This window comes from Myxococcus sp. CA023, assembly GCF_010998615.1.
GTDB lineage: Bacteria > Myxococcota > Myxococcia > Myxococcales > Myxococcaceae > Myxococcus.
In genome coordinates this window covers 1-22,757 of the sequence record NZ_JAAEAH010000061.1, presented here as the reverse complement: position 1 = coordinate 22,757, position 22,757 = coordinate 1, and the positions used below count along the sequence as shown (strand labels likewise).

Annotated in this window: 25 protein-coding genes; 6 read left to right on the top strand and 19 right to left on the bottom strand. The window is 68.9% G+C overall.

The window, feature by feature from the left end:
- Window positions 1-4 precede the first annotated feature (4 nt).
- The 3 genes from F8M74_RS25220 to F8M74_RS25210 form a co-directional block, all read right to left on the bottom strand.
- Window positions 5-2,020 (bottom strand): TonB-dependent siderophore receptor, encoded by a 2,016-nt coding sequence (locus F8M74_RS25220; protein WP_141254623.1) that lies wholly within the window; start codon window positions 2,018-2,020, stop codon window positions 5-7.
- Between the two features lie 130 nt (window positions 2,021-2,150).
- Window positions 2,151-2,342, bottom strand: a complete 192-nt coding sequence (locus F8M74_RS25215; protein ID WP_171410282.1) for a hypothetical protein — start codon at window positions 2,340-2,342, stop codon at window positions 2,151-2,153.
- A gap of 111 nt (window positions 2,343-2,453) precedes the next feature.
- The gene (locus tag F8M74_RS25210; protein ID WP_141254625.1) at window positions 2,454-3,092 is read right to left on the bottom strand and encodes a hypothetical protein; all 639 of its coding nucleotides are present in this window, start codon (window positions 3,090-3,092) and stop codon (window positions 2,454-2,456) included.
- Between the two features lie 2 nt (window positions 3,093-3,094).
- On the opposite strand from F8M74_RS25210, the gene F8M74_RS25205 reads away from it, so the two are divergent.
- From F8M74_RS25205 to F8M74_RS25195, 3 genes are all read left to right on the top strand, one after another.
- A complete protein-coding gene (locus F8M74_RS25205; protein ID WP_141254626.1) occupies window positions 3,095-3,991 on the top strand; it encodes an LEA type 2 family protein in 897 nt (298 codons plus the stop codon).
- An 11-nt stretch (window positions 3,992-4,002) separates the two neighbouring features.
- Window positions 4,003-4,707 carry a leucyl/phenylalanyl-tRNA--protein transferase gene (aat, locus tag F8M74_RS25200; protein ID WP_141254627.1) on the top strand — a complete coding sequence of 235 codons (705 nt, stop codon included), beginning with the start codon at window positions 4,003-4,005 and terminating at the stop codon, window positions 4,705-4,707.
- Between the two features lie 91 nt (window positions 4,708-4,798).
- Entirely contained in the window at window positions 4,799-5,584 is a 786-nt protein-coding gene (locus F8M74_RS25195; protein ID WP_141254628.1) for a hypothetical protein, read from the top strand.
- A 45-nt stretch (window positions 5,585-5,629) separates the two neighbouring features.
- Here F8M74_RS25195 and F8M74_RS25190 read toward each other — a convergent pair whose 3' ends face one another.
- The 10 genes from F8M74_RS25190 to F8M74_RS25145 form a co-directional block, all read right to left on the bottom strand.
- The gene (locus F8M74_RS25190; RefSeq protein WP_141254629.1) at window positions 5,630-6,412 is read right to left on the bottom strand and encodes a hypothetical protein; all 783 of its coding nucleotides are present in this window, start codon (window positions 6,410-6,412) and stop codon (window positions 5,630-5,632) included.
- A 16-nt stretch (window positions 6,413-6,428) separates the two neighbouring features.
- Window positions 6,429-7,010, bottom strand: coding sequence for a DUF1629 domain-containing protein (locus F8M74_RS25185; protein ID WP_141254630.1), 582 nt, complete (start codon window positions 7,008-7,010; stop codon window positions 6,429-6,431).
- A 13-nt stretch (window positions 7,011-7,023) separates the two neighbouring features.
- On the bottom strand, window positions 7,024-7,608 hold the full coding sequence (locus F8M74_RS25180; protein ID WP_141254646.1) for a DUF1629 domain-containing protein: 585 nt from the start codon (window positions 7,606-7,608) through the stop codon (window positions 7,024-7,026).
- 10 nt (window positions 7,609-7,618) lie between these two features.
- Window positions 7,619-8,485 carry an AHH domain-containing protein gene (locus tag F8M74_RS25175; protein ID WP_141254631.1) on the bottom strand — a complete coding sequence of 289 codons (867 nt, stop codon included), beginning with the start codon at window positions 8,483-8,485 and terminating at the stop codon, window positions 7,619-7,621.
- The gene (locus F8M74_RS25170; protein ID WP_141254632.1) at window positions 8,482-9,600 is read right to left on the bottom strand and encodes a hypothetical protein; all 1,119 of its coding nucleotides are present in this window, start codon (window positions 9,598-9,600) and stop codon (window positions 8,482-8,484) included. The genes F8M74_RS25175 and F8M74_RS25170 overlap by 4 nt, the downstream gene beginning before the upstream one ends.
- Window positions 9,597-10,922 carry a TIGR02270 family protein gene (locus tag F8M74_RS25165; protein WP_141254647.1) on the bottom strand — a complete coding sequence of 442 codons (1,326 nt, stop codon included), beginning with the start codon at window positions 10,920-10,922 and terminating at the stop codon, window positions 9,597-9,599. The genes F8M74_RS25170 and F8M74_RS25165 overlap by 4 nt, the downstream gene beginning before the upstream one ends.
- A 17-nt stretch (window positions 10,923-10,939) precedes the next feature.
- Window positions 10,940-11,476, bottom strand: a complete 537-nt coding sequence (locus F8M74_RS25160; protein ID WP_141254633.1) for a DUF6484 domain-containing protein — start codon at window positions 11,474-11,476, stop codon at window positions 10,940-10,942.
- Window positions 11,477-11,495: 19 nt separating this feature from the next.
- The gene (locus tag F8M74_RS25155) at window positions 11,496-11,960 is read right to left on the bottom strand and encodes a DUF4150 domain-containing protein (RefSeq protein WP_141254634.1); all 465 of its coding nucleotides are present in this window, start codon (window positions 11,958-11,960) and stop codon (window positions 11,496-11,498) included.
- 73 nt (window positions 11,961-12,033) lie between these two features.
- On the bottom strand, window positions 12,034-13,035 hold the full coding sequence (locus F8M74_RS25150; RefSeq protein ID WP_141254635.1) for a hypothetical protein: 1,002 nt from the start codon (window positions 13,033-13,035) through the stop codon (window positions 12,034-12,036).
- 103 nt (window positions 13,036-13,138) lie between these two features.
- Window positions 13,139-13,918, bottom strand: a complete 780-nt coding sequence (locus F8M74_RS25145; RefSeq protein ID WP_141254636.1) for a pilus assembly protein N-terminal domain-containing protein — start codon at window positions 13,916-13,918, stop codon at window positions 13,139-13,141.
- 54 nt (window positions 13,919-13,972) lie between these two features.
- On the opposite strand from F8M74_RS25145, the gene F8M74_RS25140 reads away from it, so the two are divergent.
- Window positions 13,973-15,340, top strand: a complete 1,368-nt coding sequence (locus F8M74_RS25140) for a hemolysin family protein (RefSeq protein WP_141254637.1) — start codon at window positions 13,973-13,975, stop codon at window positions 15,338-15,340.
- A gap of 45 nt (window positions 15,341-15,385) precedes the next feature.
- Here the strand turns inward: F8M74_RS25140 and F8M74_RS25135 are convergent, their stop codons facing one another.
- The 5 genes from F8M74_RS25135 to glgA all read right to left on the bottom strand — a co-directional run bounded on the left by F8M74_RS25135 (window position 15,386) and on the right by glgA (window position 19,764).
- Window positions 15,386-16,249 (bottom strand): hypothetical protein, encoded by an 864-nt coding sequence (locus tag F8M74_RS25135; RefSeq protein ID WP_216620085.1) that lies wholly within the window; start codon window positions 16,247-16,249, stop codon window positions 15,386-15,388.
- A complete protein-coding gene (locus tag F8M74_RS25130) occupies window positions 16,227-16,799 on the bottom strand; it encodes a hypothetical protein (protein WP_216620083.1) in 573 nt (190 codons plus the stop codon). Before F8M74_RS25130 ends, F8M74_RS25135 begins: the two co-directional genes overlap by 23 nt.
- A gap of 97 nt (window positions 16,800-16,896) precedes the next feature.
- Window positions 16,897-17,379, bottom strand: coding sequence for an LEA type 2 family protein (locus F8M74_RS25125; protein ID WP_011551415.1), 483 nt, complete (start codon window positions 17,377-17,379; stop codon window positions 16,897-16,899).
- 1 nt (window position 17,380) lies between these two features.
- Complete coding sequence (locus tag F8M74_RS25120) at window positions 17,381-18,295, bottom strand: serine/threonine-protein kinase (RefSeq protein WP_140861057.1); 915 nt, start codon at window positions 18,293-18,295, stop codon at window positions 17,381-17,383.
- Between the two features lie 35 nt (window positions 18,296-18,330).
- Window positions 18,331-19,764 (bottom strand): glycogen synthase GlgA, encoded by a 1,434-nt coding sequence (gene glgA, locus F8M74_RS25115; protein ID WP_141254640.1) that lies wholly within the window; start codon window positions 19,762-19,764, stop codon window positions 18,331-18,333.
- Between glgA and pdxH the strand changes: the two genes are divergently transcribed.
- A complete protein-coding gene (pdxH, locus tag F8M74_RS25110; RefSeq protein WP_141254641.1) occupies window positions 19,765-20,427 on the top strand; it encodes a pyridoxamine 5'-phosphate oxidase in 663 nt (220 codons plus the stop codon).
- Between the two features lie 8 nt (window positions 20,428-20,435).
- Here the strand turns inward: pdxH and F8M74_RS25105 are convergent, their stop codons facing one another.
- Window positions 20,436-21,125 (bottom strand): SDR family oxidoreductase, encoded by a 690-nt coding sequence (locus F8M74_RS25105; RefSeq protein WP_141254642.1) that lies wholly within the window; start codon window positions 21,123-21,125, stop codon window positions 20,436-20,438.
- Window positions 21,126-21,204: 79 nt separating this feature from the next.
- Between F8M74_RS25105 and hemG the strand changes: the two genes are divergently transcribed.
- Window positions 21,205-22,614 (top strand): protoporphyrinogen oxidase, encoded by a 1,410-nt coding sequence (gene hemG, locus F8M74_RS25100; RefSeq protein ID WP_141254643.1) that lies wholly within the window; start codon window positions 21,205-21,207, stop codon window positions 22,612-22,614.
- Window positions 22,615-22,757: the final 143 nt, after the last annotated feature.

Below are 22,757 nucleotides of genomic sequence, written 5' to 3'. Positions count from 1 at the left end.
AGCGTCAGAGCCGGGCGGAGATGCCGGCCTGGATGGCGCGAGGGGGAATGGGGAGGTCGGTGGGGTTGCCCGCGTTCGCGAGGTTGGTGCCCAGCACGAAGAACTGGAGTTCCTCGCGCATGCGCCAGCCCAGCCGGGCATCCACGGTGACGTAGGTCTTCGCGTCGTACGGGTTGGCGACGCCGTCACCGTCCGTGTCCGGGTAGAAGGGACGCGGCCCCACGAGCGCGCCGCGCACCCAGGCCTCCAGGCCCGACGTCCGGTGACGCCAGGTGGCCTGCGCGGTGAGGCGATGGCGCGCCTGCCCTTCCAGCGCCAGCCCCGTCTCCTCCGAACGGCCGTCGGTGAGCGTGTAGCCCAGCTCCGCGGAGATGCGGCCAGGCAGCTGCTGACGCACGCCCAGCTCGCCGCCGAGCACGCGCGCACGCGCGATGTTCACATAGGTGAAGAGCTGCTGCGGGCCGACCATCTCCGTGGAGACGCCAATCATGTCCTGAAGGTTGTGCTGGAAGGCGCTCACCCACAGGAGCGAGGACTCCGCGGGCTTCACCTCCACCGACAGGTTGAAGCTGCGCGAACGCTCCGGACGCAGGTCCGGATTGCCGTGCACCCGGTAGCCCACGCTGGGGTTTTCGAAGTCGAGCAGCATCTCCTGGAAGCCCGGCGCCCGGAACGCCCAGCCGTAGCTGCCGCGCAGCGTGAGCCAGGACGTCGGGTCCATGCGCGCCGCCAGCCGGGGCGTCACCGCCGTGCCGAACTGCGTGTCCGTGTCCACGCGCGCGCCCGGCACCAGCGTCAGCTTCAAGCGCGGCACCAGGGTCCAGTTGTCCTGCACATAGATGGACGCGCGGGCGCGCTGGCCAGTGCCGTCTTCGCCCAGCCGGTCCGCCTGCAACCATTCGCCGAGCAGCTCCGCGCCCACCACGAAGGCGTGGGCGTCTCCGAGCTTCGCGTCCAGCTGCGCGCCCAGCCGGCCCTGCTGCTCGCGCGTGTCTTCAATGGTGTCCAGCGCGTTGGAGCGGCGCTGGTCCCTCAGGTAGCGCCGGTTGAACCACGCATAGGCGCCATCCACGCGCAGCGAGGCGTTGTTGGACAACGTCCACCGGGGAGACAGGCGCACGGAGAGCGAGTCATCCCGGCTGGCGCGGTCGAAGATGGCGCCCGTCACGCCCACGTCCACGCCGCGCTGCACCCGCCGCGCATAGGTGGCGTTGGCCTGCAGCGCCGTGCCCTCACTGACGCGCAAGTCACCGCCCGCGGACGCGTCGATGCCATCCAGGCTGCTGCCCGTGGTGCCGATGCTCGTCGGGTCCAGGAGGTACGCGTCCCGCCGCGCCAGACCGCCACTCAGACGCAGCCCCCAGTTCTCACCCTTCGCCTCGCCGGTGGCGTCCAGTTCCAGCCGCTGCATGGAGCCGTAGGAGGCGCGCAGCTCGGCGCCCAGCGGACGGCGGGCACGGCGGGTGATGAGATTCACCACGCCCGCCACCGCGTCGCTGCCATAGAGGACCGACGAGGGGCCCTTCACGATTTCCACCTGTTCGAGGTCCTCGGTGGACAGGCGGGACAGGTCCACGCTTCCGGCCACCCGGCCGGCCACGCGCTCACCGTCCACCAGCACCAGGACGTACTCCGGCGACAGGCCCTGCAACTGCACCGTGGCGCCCGCGAACGTCTGGACCACCTGGAGCCCAGGGTGCGCCGCGAGCAACTCCGACGCGTCCCGCGCCCCACTGGCCAGGATGTCCGAGCGGGTGATGACCTCCGTGGCCACCGCCGAATCCTCGAGCCGCTCCGGCGAACGCGACGCCGTCACCACCGTGCGCGCTTCCGGCAGCGCCTCCGCGGCGGACGCGGGCTCCGGCCCCGCATCGGCCTGGGCCACCTGCGCATCGGGCGGAGCCTCCGCGGTGGAAGCCTCGCTGGAAGCCACCTCGGTGGCAGGCGCTTCACTGCCACCGCCCCATGCCGTCCACGGCATGGAACAGGCCACGAAGAGCAAACACCCACGCCACGCCATGCTGCGTCCTCCGGCGCAAGGCCGGGGGCCTTTCGCGGAAGGCCCTGTAGGGCGCTGGGCTCAATGGCCTCGGGCCTCAGGAAAAGACCTCACTGCACCGGGCCTGCGCGGCCCGGGAACAACTCACACGTCAGCGGCCGGCGCCGCTCACCTGCGCACCACCGCCGCCGCCCGGCGGCGTTCGCTCCAGGGGCACCACCCGCGTCCGGTGGCAGCGGCGGCACTTGAGCTCCACGCCCTCCGGCACCAACCGCGCCAGCAGGCTGCCGCACATGCAGCGCAGCTCCTCCGCCCCGCCTTCACCGTGGCAACCGTCGCGCATCACCGCTCCTGGCTCGAAACGGCGGTGACGATATTGATACTGATTTTCAAAGTCAAACGATTGGCGAAAAACCCGCCCCTGTGCGAATCAGGGTGTGCGGGAGCGCGCCGCTCAGTGAACCTTGGCGCGCGCGGAGGTGTCGCGAGCCAGACGCACCTTGGGCGTCACCATGCGCGCGACACCGGAGTAGAGCTGGTCCTCGGTGTAGACCTTCCGCACCCGGCGATGGCTGCCGGGGTGGTAGGCCGGACCGGGCCGCTCCAGCCACTGGAGGATGCGTACCTCGCCGGAGTGGGCCATGGCGGCCAGCAGCTCAGGGGGGCACAGCTTGAGATAGCGGCGCACCAGCGGCTTGAGCTTGCGAGAGAAGTTGCGCCCCAGCACGGCATGGCGCCGGCCGGAGTGCAGCGTCCCGTCGAAGCGGCGCGACAGGTGGAAGAGTTCGTGAATCACCGTCTCCACGCGGGCCTGCGCGGTGGACCCCCGGAAGAAGAGCGGCCGGAGGGTGACGCAGTACAGCATCCGCTTGCCCCGGATGCGGATGATGGGCTTGCGGCGTCCGGCGCGGTCCGTGCTCTTCCCCCCCCGGAAGCACAGGGGCTTCACGGTGCCCCGGGAGGCGCGGCGGGCCTCACCGGCCACCACGAGGATGCGACCGGCCTTCACATGCCCGAACTCCGGCATCTTCGCCGCGATGTCCTGGATGAGGGAGCGGAGCGTCTTGTTGAAGTTGGGGCGGCGTCGGGCCACAGGTGGTGGACAGTCTAGCGGAAAAGCCCTTGAGAGGACTCCAGGGGGTGGCCACATTGTCTAGCGTCATGCGCTTGCCCTCGCCCATGTTCCGTCTGGCCGTGGTGCTTTTCCTCTGTGCGGGGTGTGCTTCCGCCCCCACCCGGCCCTCCAGTCCCGCCGTCCTCACCGCCCAACGGACCGTCGTCGCGTCCCAGGGCCTCACCGACGCCACCCTGCGCTTCGAGGCCCAGGTGACCAGCCCCGGAGAGGGGGTGGTGGAGCGCGCCGACTACGAGCTCGTCGCCGACGGCCAGGTGGTGAAGACGGGCACGGCGAAGCTGGACGTGGCGCTGACGCCCGGCGAGCCCATGGACCTCTCCTTCGAGGAGCGCGCGCCCTACGTGAAGAACGCGGACGACCTGGCCCGGCTGAGCACCCTGGGAGGCACGCTGCTGCTCGCCCTGCGCGGCACCCTCGTCGTGCGCTCGGGAGGCCAGGAGCAGACGATTCCCTTCGCCGCCAGCCGCGCGGCGCGGATGCCCCGGCTGCCCACGGTGGTGGTGGAGGAGTTGGACGGGGCGCGCTACTCGGATGAGGAGGTCCAGCTCAACCTCCGCCTGGGCGTGCGCAACCCCAACCCCTTCCCGCTGCGGCTGGAGGGCCTGACGTGGACGGCGTCGGTAGCCGGCAAGACGCTGGACAGCGGCACGCTGGCGCAGGCGGACACCGTGGACGCGTCCGCAACGGGCGTGTACCCGGTAGAACTGGCGGTGACGAAGGACACCTGGGGCCCGGAGGTGAAGGCGCTCATCTCCAAGGGGCTGCTGCCCTACGGGGTGACGGGCGAGGTGACGGGCCCGCTGCTGCGCGTGCCGTATTCGCTCACGGGCAAGGTGAAGCTGAACGTCTCCCGGTAGAGTGGCACGCCGTGCCCATCTACCTGTTGAGTGACGAGCACCCGGAGCTCTTCCCGCCCCCGGAGCGCGCCGACAAGAGCGGCGTCGTCGCCGTCGGCGGTGACTTGCGGCCGGAGCGGCTGCTGGCCGCCTACGCCCGCGGCATCTTCCCCTGGTACAGCGAGGGAGACCCCATCCTCTGGCACTCGCCGGACCCGCGCTTCGTGCTGTCGCCGGACAAGCTCTACGTGGGCCGCTCGCTGCGCAAGACGATGGCGCGCGGCGTCTACGAGGTGCGCTACGACACCGCCTTCCGGCGCGTCATCACCGAATGCAGCCAGGTGCCTCGGCCCGGACAGACGGGCACCTGGATTACCGAGGAGATGATGGAGGCCTACATCACGCTCCACGAGGCGGGCTTCGCGCACTCGGTGGAGGCGTGGGCGGAGGGCGAGCTGAAGGGCGGCCTGTACGGGGTGTCCCTGGGCGCGGCCTTCTTTGGAGAGAGCATGTTCGCGCTGGCCCCGGACGCCTCGAAGGTGGCCTTCGTCACCGCGGCGGAGCGCTTCCAGGGCTGGGGCTTCCAGCTCATCGACTGCCAGGTGGAGACCGAACACCTGGCCCGCTTCGGCGCGGAGAACTGGCCCCGCAGGCGCTTCCTCTCGGCGCTCGCCCGAGCGATGAAGGAGCCCACCCGGCGCGGGAAGTGGACGGAAGGCGCGGCGGCCGGCCCCTGAGCGCCCGGCGCTTTCGAAATGGCGCGGGCCCCTTTGAATATCGGAAGCGGCGGGCCGTCACGGCCCCACGCCACCGCCAGAGGAGCCGCCCATGCGATGGAGTTCCGCCCTGTTGCTGCCGCTGTGTCTCGCCACCACCGCCTGCGGCACATCCGCGAAGCACCAGGCGCTGCGCGAACGCCGCGACGCCATCCGGCTGGCGGACGTCGAGCGCGAGCAGAGCGCCCGGGTGCAGTACCGCAGCAGCTCAGGCTTCCAAGACACCCGCTGGGGGATGACGAAGGACGAGGCCATGACCGCGCTCCCCTTCCACGCCCGGGTCATCAATGAATGGGGGGACGTGCACGTCGCCGACGTCGTGGCGGGCCGCCGCGCGGACGCCTACTACGTGTTCGCCGAGGGGCAGTTGGCCGAGGTCACCCTCCACTTCCACGCGCCGGGCGCCGTCCGCGACAACTTCAACGCGGTGGCGGAGCTGCTCACCATGAAGTACGGCAAGCCCGCGTCCAGAGAGGACTCGGCGCGCGACGCGGAGGGTCGCCTGGCGCTGGCGCAGATGGCCAACAACCTCTCCGAGGCCTCGGCGAACTACCACGCGTGGCGCTCCGGCGTGCAGCCCAGTGGCCCCGCCGTGGACAACTTCGGCCGGCAGATGGAGGCCAACGCGAGGACGGACGCCGCCCTCGCGGCCCACGAATACCTGCTGCGGAACACCTGGACCGAAGCCGAAACGGAGCTGCGGCTCACCGGCAGCCAGGAGCCCGGGGCGCGCAGCCTGACGCTCACGTACACGAGCCAGAGGCTGAAGCCCTACCTGTCCAAGGAGCTGGCCGTCCGCGACCAGCAGCGCAAGGTGGAGCAGTCACGGGAGCTGTAGCCGCTCCACTCCGGGGGCGCCACGGGCGGGGACGCACCGCGGCGCTCAAGGACCGAGCGAAACGACCCAGTCCCCGGCGAACTGGGACGTCATGGGCGTGCGGGCCAGCGGCGGGCAGTATTGGAAGTGCTCGTCGAAGCTCGCGATGTCCGCGCGCTCGGAGAGCCTGAGCCAGGCGAGCCCCTCCAACCAGATGGCTCGCTTGGGCGCGAAGCGTGTCACGGGGGTCGTGAAGAGCTTCGCGCGCTTCTCGATGTCCTCTCCATGCACGAGCACCCCGTGCTTGAACGCCTCGGAGAAGGCATCTGCGTCACCATCGAGCAGGGCTCGGGCACAGGCAACCCGGTCCGTCTCTGTCTCGAGCCCCAATCCCTCCAACGCCTCCACCCTCGGGACGACGACGTCCCTGGTACCGGGCGAGACCAGCGCATGGAAGAGCTGGGCGCGTGCATGCTCGGAGCGGTACTCCTCGTCCGGAAGCCACCGCGTCTCGGAGAGCTCCGCGACCTGTCGCGCCAGACTCCAATGTCCCGCCGCGACGGCACCGAGCAGAGGATCCATGTGTCGCGAAGCAGGAAGCGCCCACTGCTTGAGGCGGCAATGCGTGAGCAATCGCCTCCAGTTCTCGGCGGCTCGGCACAGGTTCAGGAAGAAGCCCTGCGGGTTGCCATCCACGAGCAGGGTGGCCACGGCCACGACGTGGAAGTGGACACAGAGCTCATCCACGGTCCGCACGAGGAGGTCTCGGCTCGCGGTGGGATCGACCTGACGCATCAACTGGAGAATGGCCCGCCCGGAGTCCTCCCGCAGTGCCGCAAGCTTTGCCACGCTGCCTCCTCCAGGTTCAGGCGAACATGTCGTCGAAGCCTTCGGCGGGATGGGCCCTGAAGCCCGTCAGCCCGGCCTGTTCGAAGGCCTGCTTGGTCCGGTCCGAAATCAGGATGAGCTCCATCATGTTCCGGGCGCGGAAGATATCGGCTTTGGGGTCGATCTTTCCCTGAGTCAGCACCAGATTGCTGACATGGCTAATTTCCCGAGAGAGAGCACTGGTGTCATAGATGGACTTCTCCATATCAATGGCATCTTGCGAGCCCAGGATATTCAGGATGCCATAGCCATCAACCACCGGATTCCATTGGTGGTCGCACATGACAATCGGGAGAAACTCCTTATTTTCGACCTGCAGGTCGTCCAGCACCTGCTTCACGCGTGACGACACAAGAAAAACACCCACGGTGTTTCGCACGAAGTCATAGAGCTTACGCCGGTCCGGAAAGTGGTCCGAGAACGACACCCTCCCCCCAGCAGGGAAGCCCCGGGCAAGTGGCTCGCCCGTGCTGAACTTCCAATTGGTCGGACTGTCCTTTGGCAAAGCATCAATGATGGCTCCATCGGACGACTCAGCCCTCAATACCCAGTAGTTCATCGACCAGGGTGACTCATGCAAACATGTCGCTAAAACCTTCGGCAGGATGTACCCGGAAGCCCGTCAAGCCAGCCCCAAGAAAAGCCTCATGGACATGATCGGACATCAGAATGAGTTCCATCATGTTTCGAGCTCGAAACAGCCCGGCATTGGGGTCTAGCCGTTCATGAGCCACCACCAGATTGCTCAGACGGGCAATCTCCTTCTTCGTAATGCGATCCATCCTGTACTTGGACTTCTCCATATCAATCACCTCCTGAGAGCCCAATACATTGAGAATTCCATATTTCTGCGACACCGGGTTCCACTGATGATCACACATGGAAACCGGAAGAAACTCGACGTTATCCACGCGCACTTCCTTCAGGAGTTCATGCACTCTGGAGGAGACCAGCAGCACGCCCAGCGTGTTTCGGACGAAGTCATACAACTTCCGTCGATCGGGGAAATGGTCTGAAAAGGAGACCTTCCCCCCCAGTGGAAACTGCCGCTCCAGCCGCTCCCCCTTGTGCATTTTCCAATTTTCGGGACTGCCCTTGGGCAATGCATCAATGACCGCGCCATCCGCGGACTCAGCCTTCAAAACCCAATAGTTCATATGCATCACCCTACCAAAGGCTACCCCACTCATAGTGGGTTGTTCCGTCCTTATTCGCGTATCGCACGTGCTCTGAGCCATTCCCAGTGAACCGGACACCAGCAACCTTCGCCATGACAATGGCCCGGCTCAGTCCAACAAGAAACTCCCAGAAGTCTTCCTCAAGGTCCTTCAATTCCCCGAATGCCGCCTCAGGCAGATCGCCGTGAGGTTCTCCTGAATCAATGACGTCCTGGAGACGCTTGGCCACCTTCCGCATCTCATCCATGACCCGCATCGTGTAGGACTCGTGGTCGCTCGGATGGCAGATGAGGGAATGGACCGGGACAGCCCAGTCCTCGGCGGGAAGATTGATGATGTTGTGCCCGTGGTTGATGTTGTACTCGGACATCAGCAACAGCCGAATCTGCTTGTACGTGAAGGCCGGCTTGCCGTCCTTCATCATGTAATAGAAGGCTGAACCCGGCAGCATGTGGTGAGCTTCCCAGGCATACGGATGCTGCTGGGTGTACGTGGGGTTGAAGTTCTCCTTCGGCCCCCCTGGAAACTCCGCCCGCTCCTTCACCATGCCCCGGACTTCGTTCAGGTGCGCATGGTCGAAGTTGCGGTACACCCCCCGGCCGTCCTGGGCCTTGAGGTAGGTGTAGCCGCGGCGGGCATAGTTATCGCCCTTGGCCAGCACCCCATTCAACGGCGCGTTGGGGTCCAGATGTCCGTCAGGAGCGGGCTCCGCCTTCTTCTTCGGCTTGCTCTTCTTCGCCTCCTCCTTGGCCGCGGCCCGGGCGGCGTCCTTCCGAGCCAGGTTGCGCTTGAAGATGCCATTGAGCCGGCGGGCCATTTCCGTATTGGGATTGTGCCGGGTGTCACCGGTTGTCATGGCAGAGCTCCTCTGGACGGATGCGCAGCAGTGGTTCCTATCAAGACGGCACCTCGGCCGGAATCGTCCGCGCTGGCGAAGACAAGGCTCACGGAGGAAGGCGCATCGCCGCGTTGCAGTCCCCTGACCGCGACACACGCGCTGACCGCGCCCATCGCGGCCCCCACGTCCCCAAAGCCGATGGAGGGATACCAGGCCGGAAGTCCCCCCAGTGAGGCGTCCAACGCCCGCAAGTGCAGCAACACCATCCCCCACTCCCGCGCCCTTCCCTCTTCTCCGTTGTGGTCGCTCACCAGGAGCGGCCGGGCACGAAGGGCCCCTGCAACTGCGAGCACCGCCTCGGCACATGCCGCCAGAGCCCGTCCATCCGATGGCTTGTCAGAGCCTCTCGGGTGCGGCTCTTCTCCGAGCCGCACCGCGTGCAACATCACCTGGGGCTCGCCCGTCGAACGTTGCGCGGGCCCCTCGGTAGTCAGCAACAAGGCCGCGCCCGCTTCCCCAGGCGTCAAGCCCACAGGCTGCTCCGGCGTCTTCAACCGTCGTCCATCCGCCAGCGCATGGAGCGTCGGCTCTTCGACCAGGCAGTCCACCCCCATCACCAGGCACGAGCGAAGCCCGCCGTGCTGCAGCGCCGCCTGGGCCGCATGCAGCGCCCTCGCGAAGGCCGCGTGCCCACCGCCAAAGAAGCGCCTGGGCCCGGGCCATTCCAGGCCCATGTTCCGCAGGCTCGCCTCCAACACACGACGCCCCAGCGCCTCCACTCGCAGCGCCTCCGTGGCATCCGGCTCGCCCAGGTCCAGGCCTCGCTCCCACGGGTCCGGCAGCGCCAGATAGACGCCGGTCTCCGGCCCGAGCCCCCGCAGGTCCACGCGAGTGCCCACATCCTTGAGCACCTCGCACGCCAACGCCACCAGCCGACCGACGCCCGAGAAGCCGAACGTCGCCACCGGGAGCGCACAGATAGTCACGGGCCGAGGTGCCTCGTCACCGGGGTGGGCGACGTCCACGTCGGGAGACTGCGAGGGGCGCAGCAGATTGGCCCGGAACGCAGCGCAGGCGGGAATCACCGGCCCCAGGCATGAAGCCATTCCCAAGGCCGCGACGAACACCTTCATGCCCCACCCCACGCGCCCAAGCCCCCCTCCAGCGACTGGGCAAAACGCGCTGGCGGCAGGCGCCTCGCGGCGTCCTCTTCCGCGCGCTGGGTCCGTGTCCAAGCGCCCACGCCCAACCCCAGTGCGCCCCGGGTCCGCAGGGCCACAGCCCACCAGAGCGACCGGCGGCGATACATCGACCCTTCTCGTAACGCGTCGAGCAACGACACCGGTCCCAGAGGCAGTCCCCGCACGTAGCGCACCGTCGGCTTGAACCGGGGGGCGTGCTCGGCCCACCACGCCTCCGCACGGGACACATCCGGCAGCGGGAGGTCTGTTTCCTCCGGCGCGAACTCCACGGCCGCCTCCTCGTCGCCCGACTCCACGCCCGGAGCCACCGCGGGGACCTCCATGCCTGTCACCAGCGAGAACGACTCCGCCGCCAGGGGCGCCCATGACGGCTCGCGCATCGCCTCCAGGCAGGCCCGAGCAGTCTCGACCGTCCCCACCAGACCGAACACCCGCAAGGTCTCCGTCCCTCGGGCAGCGTCTCCCAGCCCCTCCAGCAGCAACTTCTGGGCGTCCGGCCCGCCCGCAACGGCCAGCGCTCGCAGGGCCATCTGGCGGTGCGGCCCGCCCTCCAGGACCTGACGGCGGCATTCCCACCACGCCAGTCGGCTTCCCGCCAACAGCCCGGCTTCCAGAGCAGCGCCAGAAACCTCGGCGGAGGATGCGCGCAGTCCCGATTCCAGCGTGGCTTCGGACAACCGGACGGGCCAGGAGCGCAGGCAGCGAAACGCGGCGGCCCGCACCTGGGCGGCCTCATGCGTGAGCGACGCCTCCAGCGCCGGCCCAGGGTCCACTCGCCACGCCCCCAAAATCTCCAGCAATGTCGCGAGCCCTCCAGGCGGAGGCGATGCGTCGACCATGGGCCGCAGCCATGACTCCAGCCCCCGTCCGCCGGCACAGAGGAGCGCGGCCTGGATGCCCGCGCACGGACCCTCCTCCCCCGCCTGGAGCACCTCGAGGACACTCCGCACAGCCGCATCCAGGGCGTCTTCCTGAAGCAGCAGCCCGAGCGCGGCGCACTCCACCCGCCCAGGCTCATCCGCTTCGGCCAGGGCGGGAACGAGCAGCCTCGTCGCGGCCTTCCGCCCCGCGAGCACGAGCGCATCCACATGGGCGAGGAGTCGCGCCTCCACCCCAGCGACGTCATTGAGGACATGGTCCGGCGCCACGAGGGCACGCTTCCACTGCCGCCACAGGAATCCCGCCTCGTCGAGGTGTGACGCCAGCATCTCCCAGGAGATGGGGGGCGAGAGGTGCCAGGGCAACGGGTTCATCACGACATGCCCCCTGTCTAGTTGATCTGCGTCTTGCCACCACGAAGGCGCAGCACCTGGCCCGCGTCGACGAGCACGTGCTCACCCCGAAGCAGAATCTGACCATTGCGCCGCAGGACCAGGCTGGACCTGCCGCAGCGAAGCTCGAGCTCCTCGGTAGCGCCGTCCAGAAGCCCCTCGATGGGGACTCGCTGGCCGTTGGCGACGATGGCGACCTCTCCATCCTGGCGCTCGACATCAGGCGCTTCGAGCATGGCATCCAGGAGGGGCGTCTCACTGCGCGGCTGGAGCAAACCGAGCACAATGGGGCACGCCGGTGTGCCCCGCTCGAAACAGAGCACCGCCTCCTGCCGCGCCTCTATCGCCCGAAGCAGCGTGGCCTCATCCACCGCGACCGCGAGCCGGGCCTCCAGCGGCCCATGGTGGTTGCCCTCGAAGTCCACCTGCACCGTGCCCATTCGCCCCCGTCCGACGACCCGGCCGATGAGGTTTCCCAGGATGGGCTCCTCCACCTGAGAAGGCGGGCGCCCGGCGTCCTGTTCGTGTGAGGCCATGGGATTCCGCCCCCTCGCGCTACATCTCTTTTTCGCAGACCAGGCAGTTGCACTTGCCCGAGCCCTGGCCGGCCGCCATCACCGGTGGCTGCATCAGTGGGAACGGAGGCGTGTTCTTGTCGTTGTGCAGCATCAAGTCGAGGGCCCTCGCCACGTTCTTCCCCTCGACCTGGACGTCGAAGGAGAAGTTGACGAACTCGGCCTTGCCCTTGGTTTTGCCAGAGACGACGCCGCCCCCCGCCGTTCCGGCCTCATCCCCTGTGCTGGTGCTGAAGTTGGAGTCCTTCACGCACAAGGGGTTCCCCTCCACCGCCACCGTCTTGCTGCCCTGAGCGGTATCGGCGGAGCGCGCCACGTTCGGGTACGGCAGGGGGATGGGGCCCGCCGGGCTGGGCGTCTTGCAGACATCTGGAAACGCCACGGAGACGCCGTTGGAGTCCTTGGTCACCACGGACATCTTGTTGACGCCGACCGTATTGGCCATGACTCCCCCCTGTCCCAGAGCACAGCAAGGGGAATCATCTCGCAGTTCGCTCCGGGGACTCAACCCCGACGCCCTACTTCTTGCACGGTGACAACGTGCGCTTCCCGTGCGCCAGCTCCTCCTCCGTAGGGCTGCCGTAGCGCACCGCCTTCGGCGCCACCTTGGGCTTCGCGGCGTCATGGACGTTGAGCACGCCCAAGGTGCGGCTGAGGACGGTGCGCAGCCCGGTGCTGTCGTAGAGCGCGCCGAAGAAGGCCCCGCCTGAGCGCATCGGAAGCGGAGCCAGCGCCCCCGCCGGCCGGAGCAGCAGCGCGGTGTGGTCCTCCGTGGCCCACTCGCAGGGGTCCTTCTTCCCGTCGCGCTTCATCCACGACACCGCGATGTCGAACACGGCGCTGCCGTCATCCCACCGGCTGCTGAAAATCTCCCACTTGCGCTGGCACTCCGGGGCCTCGCACGACGCGCGCTCGGGAATCACGTCCGACAGCTCCAGGGGCAGTCCGCGGCCCTCGTCGCTGGTGGAGTTGTCGTCGGCGCGGCGCAGCTTGCAGCCGGTGGGCGCGTCCTTCTGGCGCAGCGCCACCGGCGTGCCCGACAGCCGGCCCGGGGGCAGCACGTCGCAGTCCACCTGAAACTCGGACATGAGGTACGTCTTGCGGTCCGCGTCCGTCCCCATCCGCACCGCCCACCACACCACGGGCACCGCGCGGCAGGCCGCCGAATCCGCCTTGCCGAACACCCACAAGGGCACGGACGGGTCCGGCGCGCCCAGCTTCCGGACGTCCACATCCTCTGGCACCAGCTTCACGCCGGAGCGCTCCCGCTCGCTCTCCAGGAAGAAGCGGTCCTTCGACTCCGGGATGATGGCCTGGTGCGCCAGCCAGCCGGAGCCCGTCAGCCCCACCAGGTTGCGCGCCGTGAAGGGCACCACGTCCGGGCGCTTCGGACAGCCGCGCTCGGGCTCGGCGGCAGGAAAGGTGTCCACGTCATCGAACTGCGCGGACGCCATCAGGGGCATCAGCAGCGCCAGGCTCGACACCCACGCCTGCGCGGTCAACCGGACTGCCAAACGCATCGGGCTCCTCCACGAAGAAGCGGCCGCGGCCGGCTGAGGCACGCGGGCGAAAGAGGGAGCCTCCCGTCATACCGCAAGCCCGCGACACGCCAAGCCGAAGCCCTCAGCGCTTGCGTGACTTCTTCGGCGGCGGCAGCACCTCCACCGGAATCTCACGCTCCGCCTCCACCGCGGGCGTGGCCGCGGCCGGCGCACCGGCGTCGGTGGGCTCGGGCGGCTTCACTTCCTGAATCTGGTCGTCCAGCGGCACCCGGCCCACGGAGCGGTGGAACAACTCCCACAGCGCCTTGCGGTGCACCTCCGGCGAGCCCGCGCCCGACACCACCACGCCCGCGCCGCTGTAACGAGCCTCCAGCCCCAGCGGCTTCAACCCCTCCCCCAGTGAAGTGAGCTGCTCCTGGAGGACGGGGAGCTCGAAGGTCAGCTCCAGCTCCCGGGCCACGAAGGCGTCCGTCTTCAGCAGCTCCAGCAGCGCCAACCTACACGCGGAGTCCTTCACCGAAGCACTGAGGGAGCGCTCCGCGCCGCTCGTCGCGCCCAGGTCCGGACAGGCCTTGCGGGCCGCGGCCAGCCTTGGCGCGGGGTCCTCCGGCGGCGGCGAGCCCACCGTGAGGCGCCACACGGCGAAGCGGCCCCCCGCGTACAGCAGGAGCAGCGTCCGGCCCTGCTTCTGGCCAGTGAGCAACAGTTCGTTGCTCCCGGGCAGCAGCTCCGCGTCCGCCACGGAGGCGTCCGCCACCTGGACCCAGTCCACGGTGTCGAGCTTGTGGAAGCGTTCCTTCCCGGGCTCCAGGGGGACGACCAGGTCCACCGGCCACGCGCGTGCGAGCGTCGGGACGAGAATGGCCAGGAGTGCTCCAACGGCGTACATGCGAGCGGACATCAGGGCTCCAGCGCAGTGGTATGGACCCTTAGCACGGGATAAGAACAGGGCTCTATGCCTACCTGGACCCTCTGGGTCGCCTGCCTGGCGCTGAGTTTCGTCAGGGCCCTTGTCGCCGCTTCGGAGTCCGCGCTCTACGGCGTGTCCGACTTGCGAGCACAGGAACTGGCGAACACGCAGCCGGGCCGGGCGACTCGCCGGGTCCTCCGCCACAAAACGGACCGCGAGCCCGTGGCCACAGCGCTGCGCCTGGGCATGGTGCTCAGCGGCTTCCAGGCCGCGGCCATTGGCGCCTTCGTCCCGCCGCGCATGCTGGACTTCAGCCGCTACGGCGAATCCGCGTGGCTGCCGGTGGCCACCGTCGCCGCGGGCGCGCTGCTGGTGGGCGTGCTGGCCACGCTCATGGAAGTCACCATGCGCGGGCTGGCCAACGGCAGCCCGGAGCGCTGGGCCCTGCGGCTGTCGGGCTTCACCTCGCTGCTGGTGACGGTGCTCTACCCGCCCATGCGCGTGGCCATGGTGGTGCTCAACCTGATGGCGCGCACCTTCGGCCGCACGCTGCGCTTCGAGCCGCCGCCCCCTCCGCTGGAGGAGCTGGAGAAGCTGCTGGCCGCCCAGGCCGCGAAGAACGAGGTCGACAAGAGCGCTCCGCAGCTCATCCGCTCCATCTTCGAGCTGTCCGACAAGCGCTGCCGCGACGTCATGGTGCCGCGCACGGAAGTGGTGACGGTGGACATCACCATCACCCCGGACGAGCTGCTGCGCCTGCTGGCGGAGGAGAACCACTCCCGCATCCCCGTGTACCGGGACGACGTGGACCACGTCATCGGCGTGCTGCACGCGCGCGACATCATCCCCCTGCTCCAGCACCCCGAGCTCATCGTCCTGCAGGACATCATCCGCCCGGCGCACTTCGTGCCGTGGATGAAGCCCATTGGCGACCTGCTCCGGGACATGCAGAAGCAGAAGATCCACATGGCCATCGTCGTCGACGAGTACGGCGGCTTCATGGGTGTGGTGACGCTGGAGGACATCCTCCGCGAAATCGTCGGCGACATCGGCGACGAGTTCGAGGTGGAGGAGAAGCAGGTGGAGAAGCTGGCTGACGGCAGCTTCCTGGTGGACGCCGCGCTGGAGGTGGACGCCTTCACGCAGACGTTCGGCTTCCCCCTGCCCGAAGGCGACTTCGACACGCTGGGCGGCTTCCTCTCCTCCATGGCGGGCCACCTGCCCGACGTGGGCGAGCGCTTCGCCTACAGCGGCTGGCAGTTCGTCGTGGCGTCCAAGGAAGGCCCCCGCATCGACCGCGTGCGGATGTCGCGCGTGAAGTCTGGCCTCACCAAGGACGGCAAGGTCGCGGAGTCCCGCGACGGGCTGGCGCGCGAGCACGGCCGCGAGGAACAGGCCTCCGCGAAGAGCTGAGGCCCGGAGCGGCACCGGCCCCGCTCCGGGGCCGGCCCTCACCCACTACTGGGACCAGTAGCACTCCAGCGTCTCTCGCGCGGACTTGCCAATCAGCTCGCAGTTCTCGAAGCGGGCGCGCTCGCTGCCTCCGAGCTGCTGCCCGTAGCGGTCCGCGAAGCGCCGGAAGTAGGCATCCGGAAGCGCCTTGGAATCGAGCCGGAAGTCCGCCGGTGGGGCGCGCTCGAGTTCCAGCCGGAAGGCAATGCCCCGCCCGGCGACGAGCCGGCGGATGCTGGCCTCATCGGTGATGGCCTGCTCCACCAACTCGTTGAGCGGCTGCCCCAGCGACACGGCGCCGTCCTCTCCGGTGCGCCCGGTGCGCCGCGCGGCGCCCAGGGAGACGCTCCAATGCAACGGGCCCTTGAGCGCGAAGGTCCGCTCATCGCAGCGTTGGGAGCGCTCCTCTTCGACCTCGCCGGTGACGACCTCCTCCTGGCTGACGTCCTCGTCGGTGAGCGCCGTCACCAACGGGTAGATGGAGGCGAGCGCCAGCACCACGCCGAGCGTCATGGTGATGTCGACGTCGTCATCGGACGAGCCGTCGGACATCGCCATCAAGACGCCGCCACCTCCGAGCATCGCGAGCCCGCCGAGCAACGAGCCCATGGGCGGGCTGGTCGTCGTGTCGATGCGCTTCTTGCTGAACTCGGTGGAAATCTCGGTGCAGGTGGTGCGCTTCACCGCGACGCGGCCCACGTAGGACGCATCCACGACGCTCTCCAGCGTGTCGCGGTGAGTCTCTCCCAGGGACGCCTCTCGCAGGCGCTCGCCGCGCACGTACTCGGACGTCGTGCTGCAACCCGCCTGGGAGAAGAGCAACGCCGCCAGCCCCGCTGCCCCGAACCTAGAAGAGCCGGTTGCGCGCATCTTCCATCGCCCCACAAAGCCGCGAGTAGTGTTCGAGCGCCCGCTCCAGCCGCAGGCTCTTGTCGACGTCCGTCTGCCGTCCGGGGACGAAGTCCCGCACCGACGTCACGGAGAGGTCGACATAGGGCAGGCTCTGGAACTTGCCGGTGGGCTCCGCGCAGTAGCGGTTCTCCGCGCTGCACTTGCGGAACATGGAGTACGTCCCGGTGTGCTTCTCCTTCACACGAAGCCGGAGCGTCGCATCGCTCCCGCCGTTGAGCCGGATGACCTCGATGGGCAGCAGCAAGCCGCGCAGGTCGACGATCTCCGTCCGCTCACGGGGCTTGTCCAGCACCATGATGCGGCAGTCCTTCACCGTGACGTGCACCTCCGAGTCGTTCCACGCCTCGATGTGCTCGCGCAGCCACGCCTCCGTCTGCGCCTTCGTCGGGTCGACCTTGCGCGAAGGAGCCGGAGGCTCAGGGGGAGGCGACTTCTCCGCGGCCAGCACGCTGGTGGAACCCAGCAACGCCAAGGAGATGGGAAACAGACATTGTCGGGAAAGCGACATGGCCAGCACGCTGGCACGTCACACTGACCGCCGGCAACGCACAACTACCATGACACCGCATGGGTGGCGCCTACCCCACGCGTGAGCGGCGGCGGCCTCAGTCCCCGTCCAGCGGCGGCACCCAGGCCAGCGGCAGCACGCGCTCGGACCTGAAGGGCGCGCGCCGCTCGGTGCCGCCGAAGCGCAGCACCACCCCGCCCTCCACCTGCACCCGCCGGGGCACGGGCTCCGGCCCGCCCGTGGCGCGCGCGCTGGCCAGCGGGAAGAGCACGCGCAGCGGGGCGCTCCCATCCGCCGCCAGGGGCGCCGCCACCTGCTGGGTGCCCACCGCCACGCGGCGCCCGTCCACCCGCAGCGTGAAGTCCACCGCGGCCAGCGTGGCCGCGTCCGAAGCGGGGTTCGTCACCGCCAGGTCCAGGTCCAGGACGCCGGTGCCGTCCTGCCGGAAGTCCACCTGGAAGCCCACCACGCGCACCGCGTCTTCATAGGCCCGCGGCCGGAAGGGCACCGAGCCCAGACACCCGGACACGGCGAGCCCGCCTCCCAGCAGCCCCAGGATGACGGCGCGGCGCGAGCGCATCTCAGCCCCCCAGCAGCGGCTGGAGCGCCTCCACCGTCAGCGGCCAGCCCGCGCGCCGGGACAGGGACTCCAGCGCCTTGATGAACTCCGCCGCCGTCTGGAAGCGCCGCGCCCGGTCCGCGAACAGCGCCTTGCGCGCCACCTGCACCGCATAGTCCGGCAGCTCCGGAGAGGACGTCAGCAGCGGCACCCGTGCGTCGCGCACCTTGTGCATCAGCTCCGCCTCATGCTCCCCGGCGAAGAGGCGGCGGCCGGACCACAGCTCCCAGAGGATGATGCCCACCGAGTACAGGTCCGTGCGCGCGTCCACCGGCAGGCCCAGCACCTGCTCCGGGCTCATGTAGGGCAGCGTGCCGCGCAGCGCGCCGGAGTCGCCGCGCATCAGCCCCTCCACCTCCGCCACGCCGAAGTCGGTGAGCTTCACGTCGCCGTTGATGCCCAGCAGCAGGTTGGCCGGATTCACGTCGCGGTGGACGATGGTGGCGCCGTTCTCCCCCACCTTGGCCCGGTGGATGTAGTCCAGCGCCTTGAGCAGACACCAGGCGATGTAGCAGGCGGACTCGGGCGGCATGGCCGCGCCGGCCTTCACCAGCAGCTCCTGCATGTAGCCCAGCGTCCGGCCGCTCACGAGCTCCTGCACCATCAGGTAGTCCGGCCCCGCCTTGAACAGGCGGTAGGTGCGGACGATGTTCGGATGGCGCAGGCGGACCGTCAGCTTCGCCTCGTCGACGAAGGCTTTGACGTAGGCGGTGTCGCTGCGAAACGACGGGTGCAGACGTTTGATGACAATCTCGTCCGGTTCACCCGGTGAGCGCTGCGTGGTGACCCGGGCTCTCGCCTGGTACACCTCCGCCATGCCGCCCACCGCCAACCGGCCGACCACCTCGTAACCACCCAGGTCCGGAGCATCCGCCACGGCACAACATTACTGCGAATTTCCGTCCGCACCCACTATTCCGCCACCAGGTCGTGGAAGAGCGCCTCGTAGCGGCGGCCGGACGCCCCCCAGGAGAAGTCCTTCTCCATGCCCCGGCGCCGGAACTCGTCCAGGCGCGGCGGGTCCGCGTAGAGGGCCAGGGCGCGGCGGATGGCCGCCAGCAGGGCGGACTTGTGGAAGGCCTCGAAGAGGATGCCGTTTCCGTCCAGCCCCCCCTCCACCGTGTCCACCAACCCGCCGGTGGCCCGGACGATGGGCACCGTGCCGTAACGCAGCGAATACATCTGGTTCAGGCCACACGGCTCGTAGCGGCTGGGCATGAGGAAGAAGTCCGCCCCCGCCTCCACCAGGTGGGAGAGCCCGGGGTCGAAGCCGATGTGCACGCCCACCTGCTTCGGGTAACGGGCCTGCAACGCGAGCAGCCCTTCCTCCAGGGGGCCTTCACCACTCCCCACGCCGACGACGCGGATGTCCGCGTGGAGCGCGGCCGGCAGGGCCTCCAGCAGCAGGTCCATGCCCTTCTGCCACGCCAGCCGGCTGACGAAGCCGAACACCGGCGCCGGGCCGTCCTCCAGGCCGAAGCGAGCCAGCAGCTCGCGCTTGCACACAGCCTTGCCGGACAGGTCCTTCAGTCCGTAGCGGGCCGGGAGGAAGGCGTCGTCCTCCGGGTTCCACTCGTGCGTGTCCACGCCGTTGAGGATGCCGTGGAGCCGGTGCGCGCGGTGGCGCAGCAGGCCGTCCAGCCCGTGGCCCTGCTCCGGCGTCTGGATTTCCCGCGCGTAGGTGGGGGACACGGTGGTGAGCGCGTCGGAGAAGACGAGCCCCGCCTTCAGGAAGTTCACCGTGTCGTGGAACTCCAGCCCGTCATGGGCGGTGAACAAGTCCCAGGGCAGCGCCAGGTCCCCCATCACGTCCTTGGGGAACTGCCCCTGGTAGGCCAGGTTGTGGATGGTGAAGACGCTCTTCGCGTGCGCCAGCGGCCCCGTCTGGAAGCCGCGCCGCAGCGCCACCGGCACCAGCCCCGTCTGCCAGTCGTTGGCGTGGATGATGTCCGGGATGAAGCGCAGCCGCTGCGCCGCCTGGAGCGCGCCCACGCTGAGATAGGCGAAGCGCCGGTGGTTGTCGGCGAAGGCGCCCCCCGCGGCTCCGTAGAGGCCGTGGCGGTTGCCGAAAAGGAACTCGTTCTCCAGGAAGAGCACCTCCAGCCGCTCGGACACGCGGGCGGAGAGGATGGGGCCCGACAGCTCGCCGAAGGGGAAGCGCAGCAGCAGGGACTGGCCCGTGGGCTCCAGCCGCTCCGCGCCTCGCAAGTCGCGGTAGCGCGGGGTGATGACCTTGACGTCATGGCCCAGCGAGGCAAGCGCGGCGGGGAGGGCCCCGGCCACATCCCCCAGGCCCCCCGTCTTGGAAAACGGGGCCACCTCCGAGGAGATGAAGAGGACATTCATGTGCGCACATTGACGTGTGTGCCGGATGAGTCAACCGCGAAGGTGCACACCTGCCCCGCCCCCCTTATGTTGCATCGCGTGATGATTCCTCCAGACCCCATCCAGCGCTTCGCGGAGCTCTTCGAGCGGGCGAAGCAGGCCATTGCGGTGGACCCCAACGCCATGGTGGTCGCCACCGTGGGGGATGACGGGCGCCCCAGCGCGCGCGTCGTCCTGCTCAAGGACTTCGATGCGCGCGGCTTCGTGTTCTACACGAACCACGAAAGCCGGAAGGGCCGCGAGGCCCGCGCGCATCCCTACGCGGCGCTCTGCTTCTACTGGCAGCCCTTGAATGAACAGGTGCGCGTGGAAGGCCGCGTGGAGCGCGTCACGGATGCCGAGGCGGACGCCTACTTCCAGAGCCGCGCCCGCGGCAGCCAGGTGGGCGCCTGGGGCAGCCTGCAGAGCCAGCCGCTGGCGACTCGCGAGGAGTTGGAGGCCCGCGTGGCGGAGGTGGAGCAGAAGTACGCCGGCCAGCCCGTGCCGCGCCCGCCGCACTGGTCCGGCTTCCGCGTGGTGCCGGACCGCATCGAGTTCTGGCACGCCCAGGAAAGCCGGCTCCACGACCGGCACGTCTACCTGCGCGAGGACGGCGGCTGGCGCACGCAGATGCTCTACCCATGAGGGCACGGCTACCAGGGCACTTCGGTCCCCTGGTAGTCGAAGAACCGGCCGCTGTGCTCCGGGTTCAGCCCGTCGATGACCCGCAGCATGCCGCGCACCGAATCCGGCGCCGGCAGCGTGGCGTCCGGGCCACCCATGTCCGTCTGCACCCAACCAGGGTGAAGCAGCACGGTGACGAAGCCCTCCGGGCGCAGGTCCGTGGACATGGAGCGAACGGCCATGTTCAGCGCGACCTTCGACATGCGGTACGCATAGGCCCCGCCGTCGGTGTTCGCCGCCAACGAGCCCATCCGCGAAGTGACGTGCGCCACCCGCCGCAAGGCGCCTTGCCGCAAGCCCGGCAGCATCGCGTTGGTGACACGCAGCGGCCCCAGGGCGTTGATGGTGAACGTGCGCGCCATGTCCGCGTAGTCCACGTCACCCAACGCGCACCACAAGCCGGAGACACCGGCGTTGTTGATGAGCACGTCCACGGGGCCGGTACACACGTTGGTGGCGAACGCGCGCACGCTGGCGTCGTCTCCCACGTCCAGCGCATGGATGCGCAGGCGGTTGCCCGCCTTCTGTTTCAACGGCTCCAGCCGCCGTGCTCCCTCTGGCGACCTGACCCCGGCTTCGACGGTATCGCCCCGCAGCAGGAGCTGCTGGACGAATTCGAAACCAATCCCCCTGCTCGCTCCGGTGATGACGTAGCGCATGCACGGCATTAACGCGCTGAATGCCTTCCGCTGGCAAAACACGCGCGTTGACGACCGGGGAGTGCACGCTGGTAATCGCATGCACCACATGCAGAGGACACATCAGATGAATGTCGCCGTCGTGGGAGGTGGGATTTCGGGGTTGGCCATCGCGCACGGTTTGCGGTCGCGCGGTACGGCTGCCGTGCTCCTGGAGACATCCGCACGTTTGGGAGGCGCGGTGGGCACGCATGCGCGTGCTGGCTACCTGGTGGAGCAAGGCCCCAACAGCTTCCTGGACCGCGAGCCCGCGACGCGAGAGCTCGCGGCGGCGCTGAACCTGGAAGGTCGAATCCGGGTCGCCGACCCTTCAGCGAAGCGTCGCTATGTCTACACGCGAGGCCGACTCCGGTCGGTGCCGGCTTCGCCGCCGGCGTTTCTGGCTTCGGACATTCTTCCGCTGGGCGCACGGCTGCGGGTCGCCGGCGAGCTGTTCTCCGGCCGCGCGCCGGAAGGCACGGACGAATCGCTGGCCGCGTTCGGCCGCCGCCACCTGGGCCGCGCGGCGACGCGGGTGCTGCTGGACGCGGTGCAGACGGGCATCTACGCCGGTGACGTGGAGCAGCTCAGCGTCGAGGCCACCTTCCCGATGCTGGTGAAGCTGGAGCGCGAGCACCGCAGCCTCATCCTGGGCGCCATCCGCGCGCAGAAGGCCCAACGCAAGGCGCTGCCCGCGGGGGACGCGCCGAAGCTGACGGGCGCGCTGAGCACGTTCGACGGCGGCCTCCAGGTCCTCATCGACGCGCTGGCCGCATCGCTGGGTGACGCGGCGCACGTGAGCGCGCGGGTGGAAGGCCTGACGCGCGTGGATGGCGGATGGAAGCTCGCCGTCGAGGAACATGGACGCCGCGCGGAGCTGACCGCGAACCACGTGGTGCTGGCGGTTCCCGCGTTTGTCGCCGCGCAGCTGCTGCGCCCCCTGGATGACGCGCTGGCGGAGCAGGTGTCCCGAATCGAGTACGCGCCCATCGCGGTGGTACACCTGGGCTTCGACGCGGGCACGCTTCCGACACCGGATGGCTTCGGCTTCCTGGTGCCCTTCGAGGAGAAGCGGCGGCTCCTGGGCGCCATCCACGCGTCCACCACCTTCCCCTTCCGTGTCGAGGGCGGCCGCGTGCTCTACACCTGCATGGTGGGCGGCGCGCGTCAGCCGGACCTGGTGAAGCGGGACGAAGCGGAGCTCGCGGCGCTGGCGCTCGAGGAGCTGCGGGCCCTGACGGGCGTGACGGCCCGGCCCACCTTCACGGAGGTCTTCCGCTGGCAGCGGGGCATCCCCCAGTACAACGTGGGGCACCTGGCGCGGATGGCGGGCATCGACGCGGCGCTCCAGCGCTGGCCCGGGCTGCACCTGGCGGGCAACGCCTACAAAGGCATTGGCCTCAACGACTGCATCCGTAACGCGGCGCGGCTCGCGGCTGCCCTCGCGGACGAGGAAACCGTTCGGAAATAGCGACTGCGACCGCTCGTTGTCAGGGAGCGACCGCTCGGGCCGGAGGCGTCAGCGTAAACCAGGAAGACGCGTCAGACTGGCAGTGCATGCTTCACGGAGTCAGGAGCCCCCCTGTCTCTTATACAATCTCCGAGCCCACGAGA

What these genes read in the sequence shown, in the direction of transcription:
- F8M74_RS25220 (WP_141254623.1), bottom strand. Translation starts at nt 2,020, where the DNA reads ATGGCGTGGCGTGGGTGTTTGCTCTTCGTGGCCTGTTCCATGCCGTGG.
- F8M74_RS25215 (WP_171410282.1), bottom strand. Translation starts at nt 2,342, where the DNA reads ATGCGCGACGGTTGCCACGGTGAAGGCGGGGCGGAGGAGCTGCGCTGC.
- F8M74_RS25195 (WP_141254628.1), top strand. Translation starts at nt 4,799, where the DNA reads ATGCGATGGAGTTCCGCCCTGTTGCTGCCGCTGTGTCTCGCCACCACC.
- F8M74_RS25185 (WP_141254630.1), bottom strand. Translation starts at nt 7,010, where the DNA reads ATGAACTACTGGGTATTGAGGGCTGAGTCGTCCGATGGAGCCATCATT.
- F8M74_RS25180 (WP_141254646.1), bottom strand. Translation starts at nt 7,608, where the DNA reads ATGAACTATTGGGTTTTGAAGGCTGAGTCCGCGGATGGCGCGGTCATT.
- F8M74_RS25175 (WP_141254631.1), bottom strand. Translation starts at nt 8,485, where the DNA reads ATGACAACCGGTGACACCCGGCACAATCCCAATACGGAAATGGCCCGC.
- F8M74_RS25170 (WP_141254632.1), bottom strand. Translation starts at nt 9,600, where the DNA reads ATGAAGGTGTTCGTCGCGGCCTTGGGAATGGCTTCATGCCTGGGGCCG.
- F8M74_RS25165 (WP_141254647.1), bottom strand. Translation starts at nt 10,922, where the DNA reads ATGAACCCGTTGCCCTGGCACCTCTCGCCCCCCATCTCCTGGGAGATG.
- F8M74_RS25160 (WP_141254633.1), bottom strand. Translation starts at nt 11,476, where the DNA reads ATGGCCTCACACGAACAGGACGCCGGGCGCCCGCCTTCTCAGGTGGAG.
- F8M74_RS25155 (WP_141254634.1), bottom strand. Translation starts at nt 11,960, where the DNA reads ATGGCCAATACGGTCGGCGTCAACAAGATGTCCGTGGTGACCAAGGAC.
- F8M74_RS25150 (WP_141254635.1), bottom strand. Translation starts at nt 13,035, where the DNA reads ATGCGTTTGGCAGTCCGGTTGACCGCGCAGGCGTGGGTGTCGAGCCTG.
- F8M74_RS25145 (WP_141254636.1), bottom strand. Translation starts at nt 13,918, where the DNA reads ATGTCCGCTCGCATGTACGCCGTTGGAGCACTCCTGGCCATTCTCGTC.
- F8M74_RS25140 (WP_141254637.1), top strand. Translation starts at nt 13,973, where the DNA reads ATGCCTACCTGGACCCTCTGGGTCGCCTGCCTGGCGCTGAGTTTCGTC.
- F8M74_RS25135 (WP_216620085.1), bottom strand. Translation starts at nt 16,249, where the DNA reads ATGCGCGCAACCGGCTCTTCTAGGTTCGGGGCAGCGGGGCTGGCGGCG.
- F8M74_RS25130 (WP_216620083.1), bottom strand. Translation starts at nt 16,799, where the DNA reads ATGTCGCTTTCCCGACAATGTCTGTTTCCCATCTCCTTGGCGTTGCTG.
- F8M74_RS25125 (WP_011551415.1), bottom strand. Translation starts at nt 17,379, where the DNA reads ATGCGCTCGCGCCGCGCCGTCATCCTGGGGCTGCTGGGAGGCGGGCTC.
- glgA (WP_141254640.1), bottom strand. Translation starts at nt 19,764, where the DNA reads ATGAATGTCCTCTTCATCTCCTCGGAGGTGGCCCCGTTTTCCAAGACG.
- F8M74_RS25105 (WP_141254642.1), bottom strand. Translation starts at nt 21,125, where the DNA reads ATGCGCTACGTCATCACCGGAGCGAGCAGGGGGATTGGTTTCGAATTC.
- hemG (WP_141254643.1), top strand. Translation starts at nt 21,205, where the DNA reads ATGCACCACATGCAGAGGACACATCAGATGAATGTCGCCGTCGTGGGA.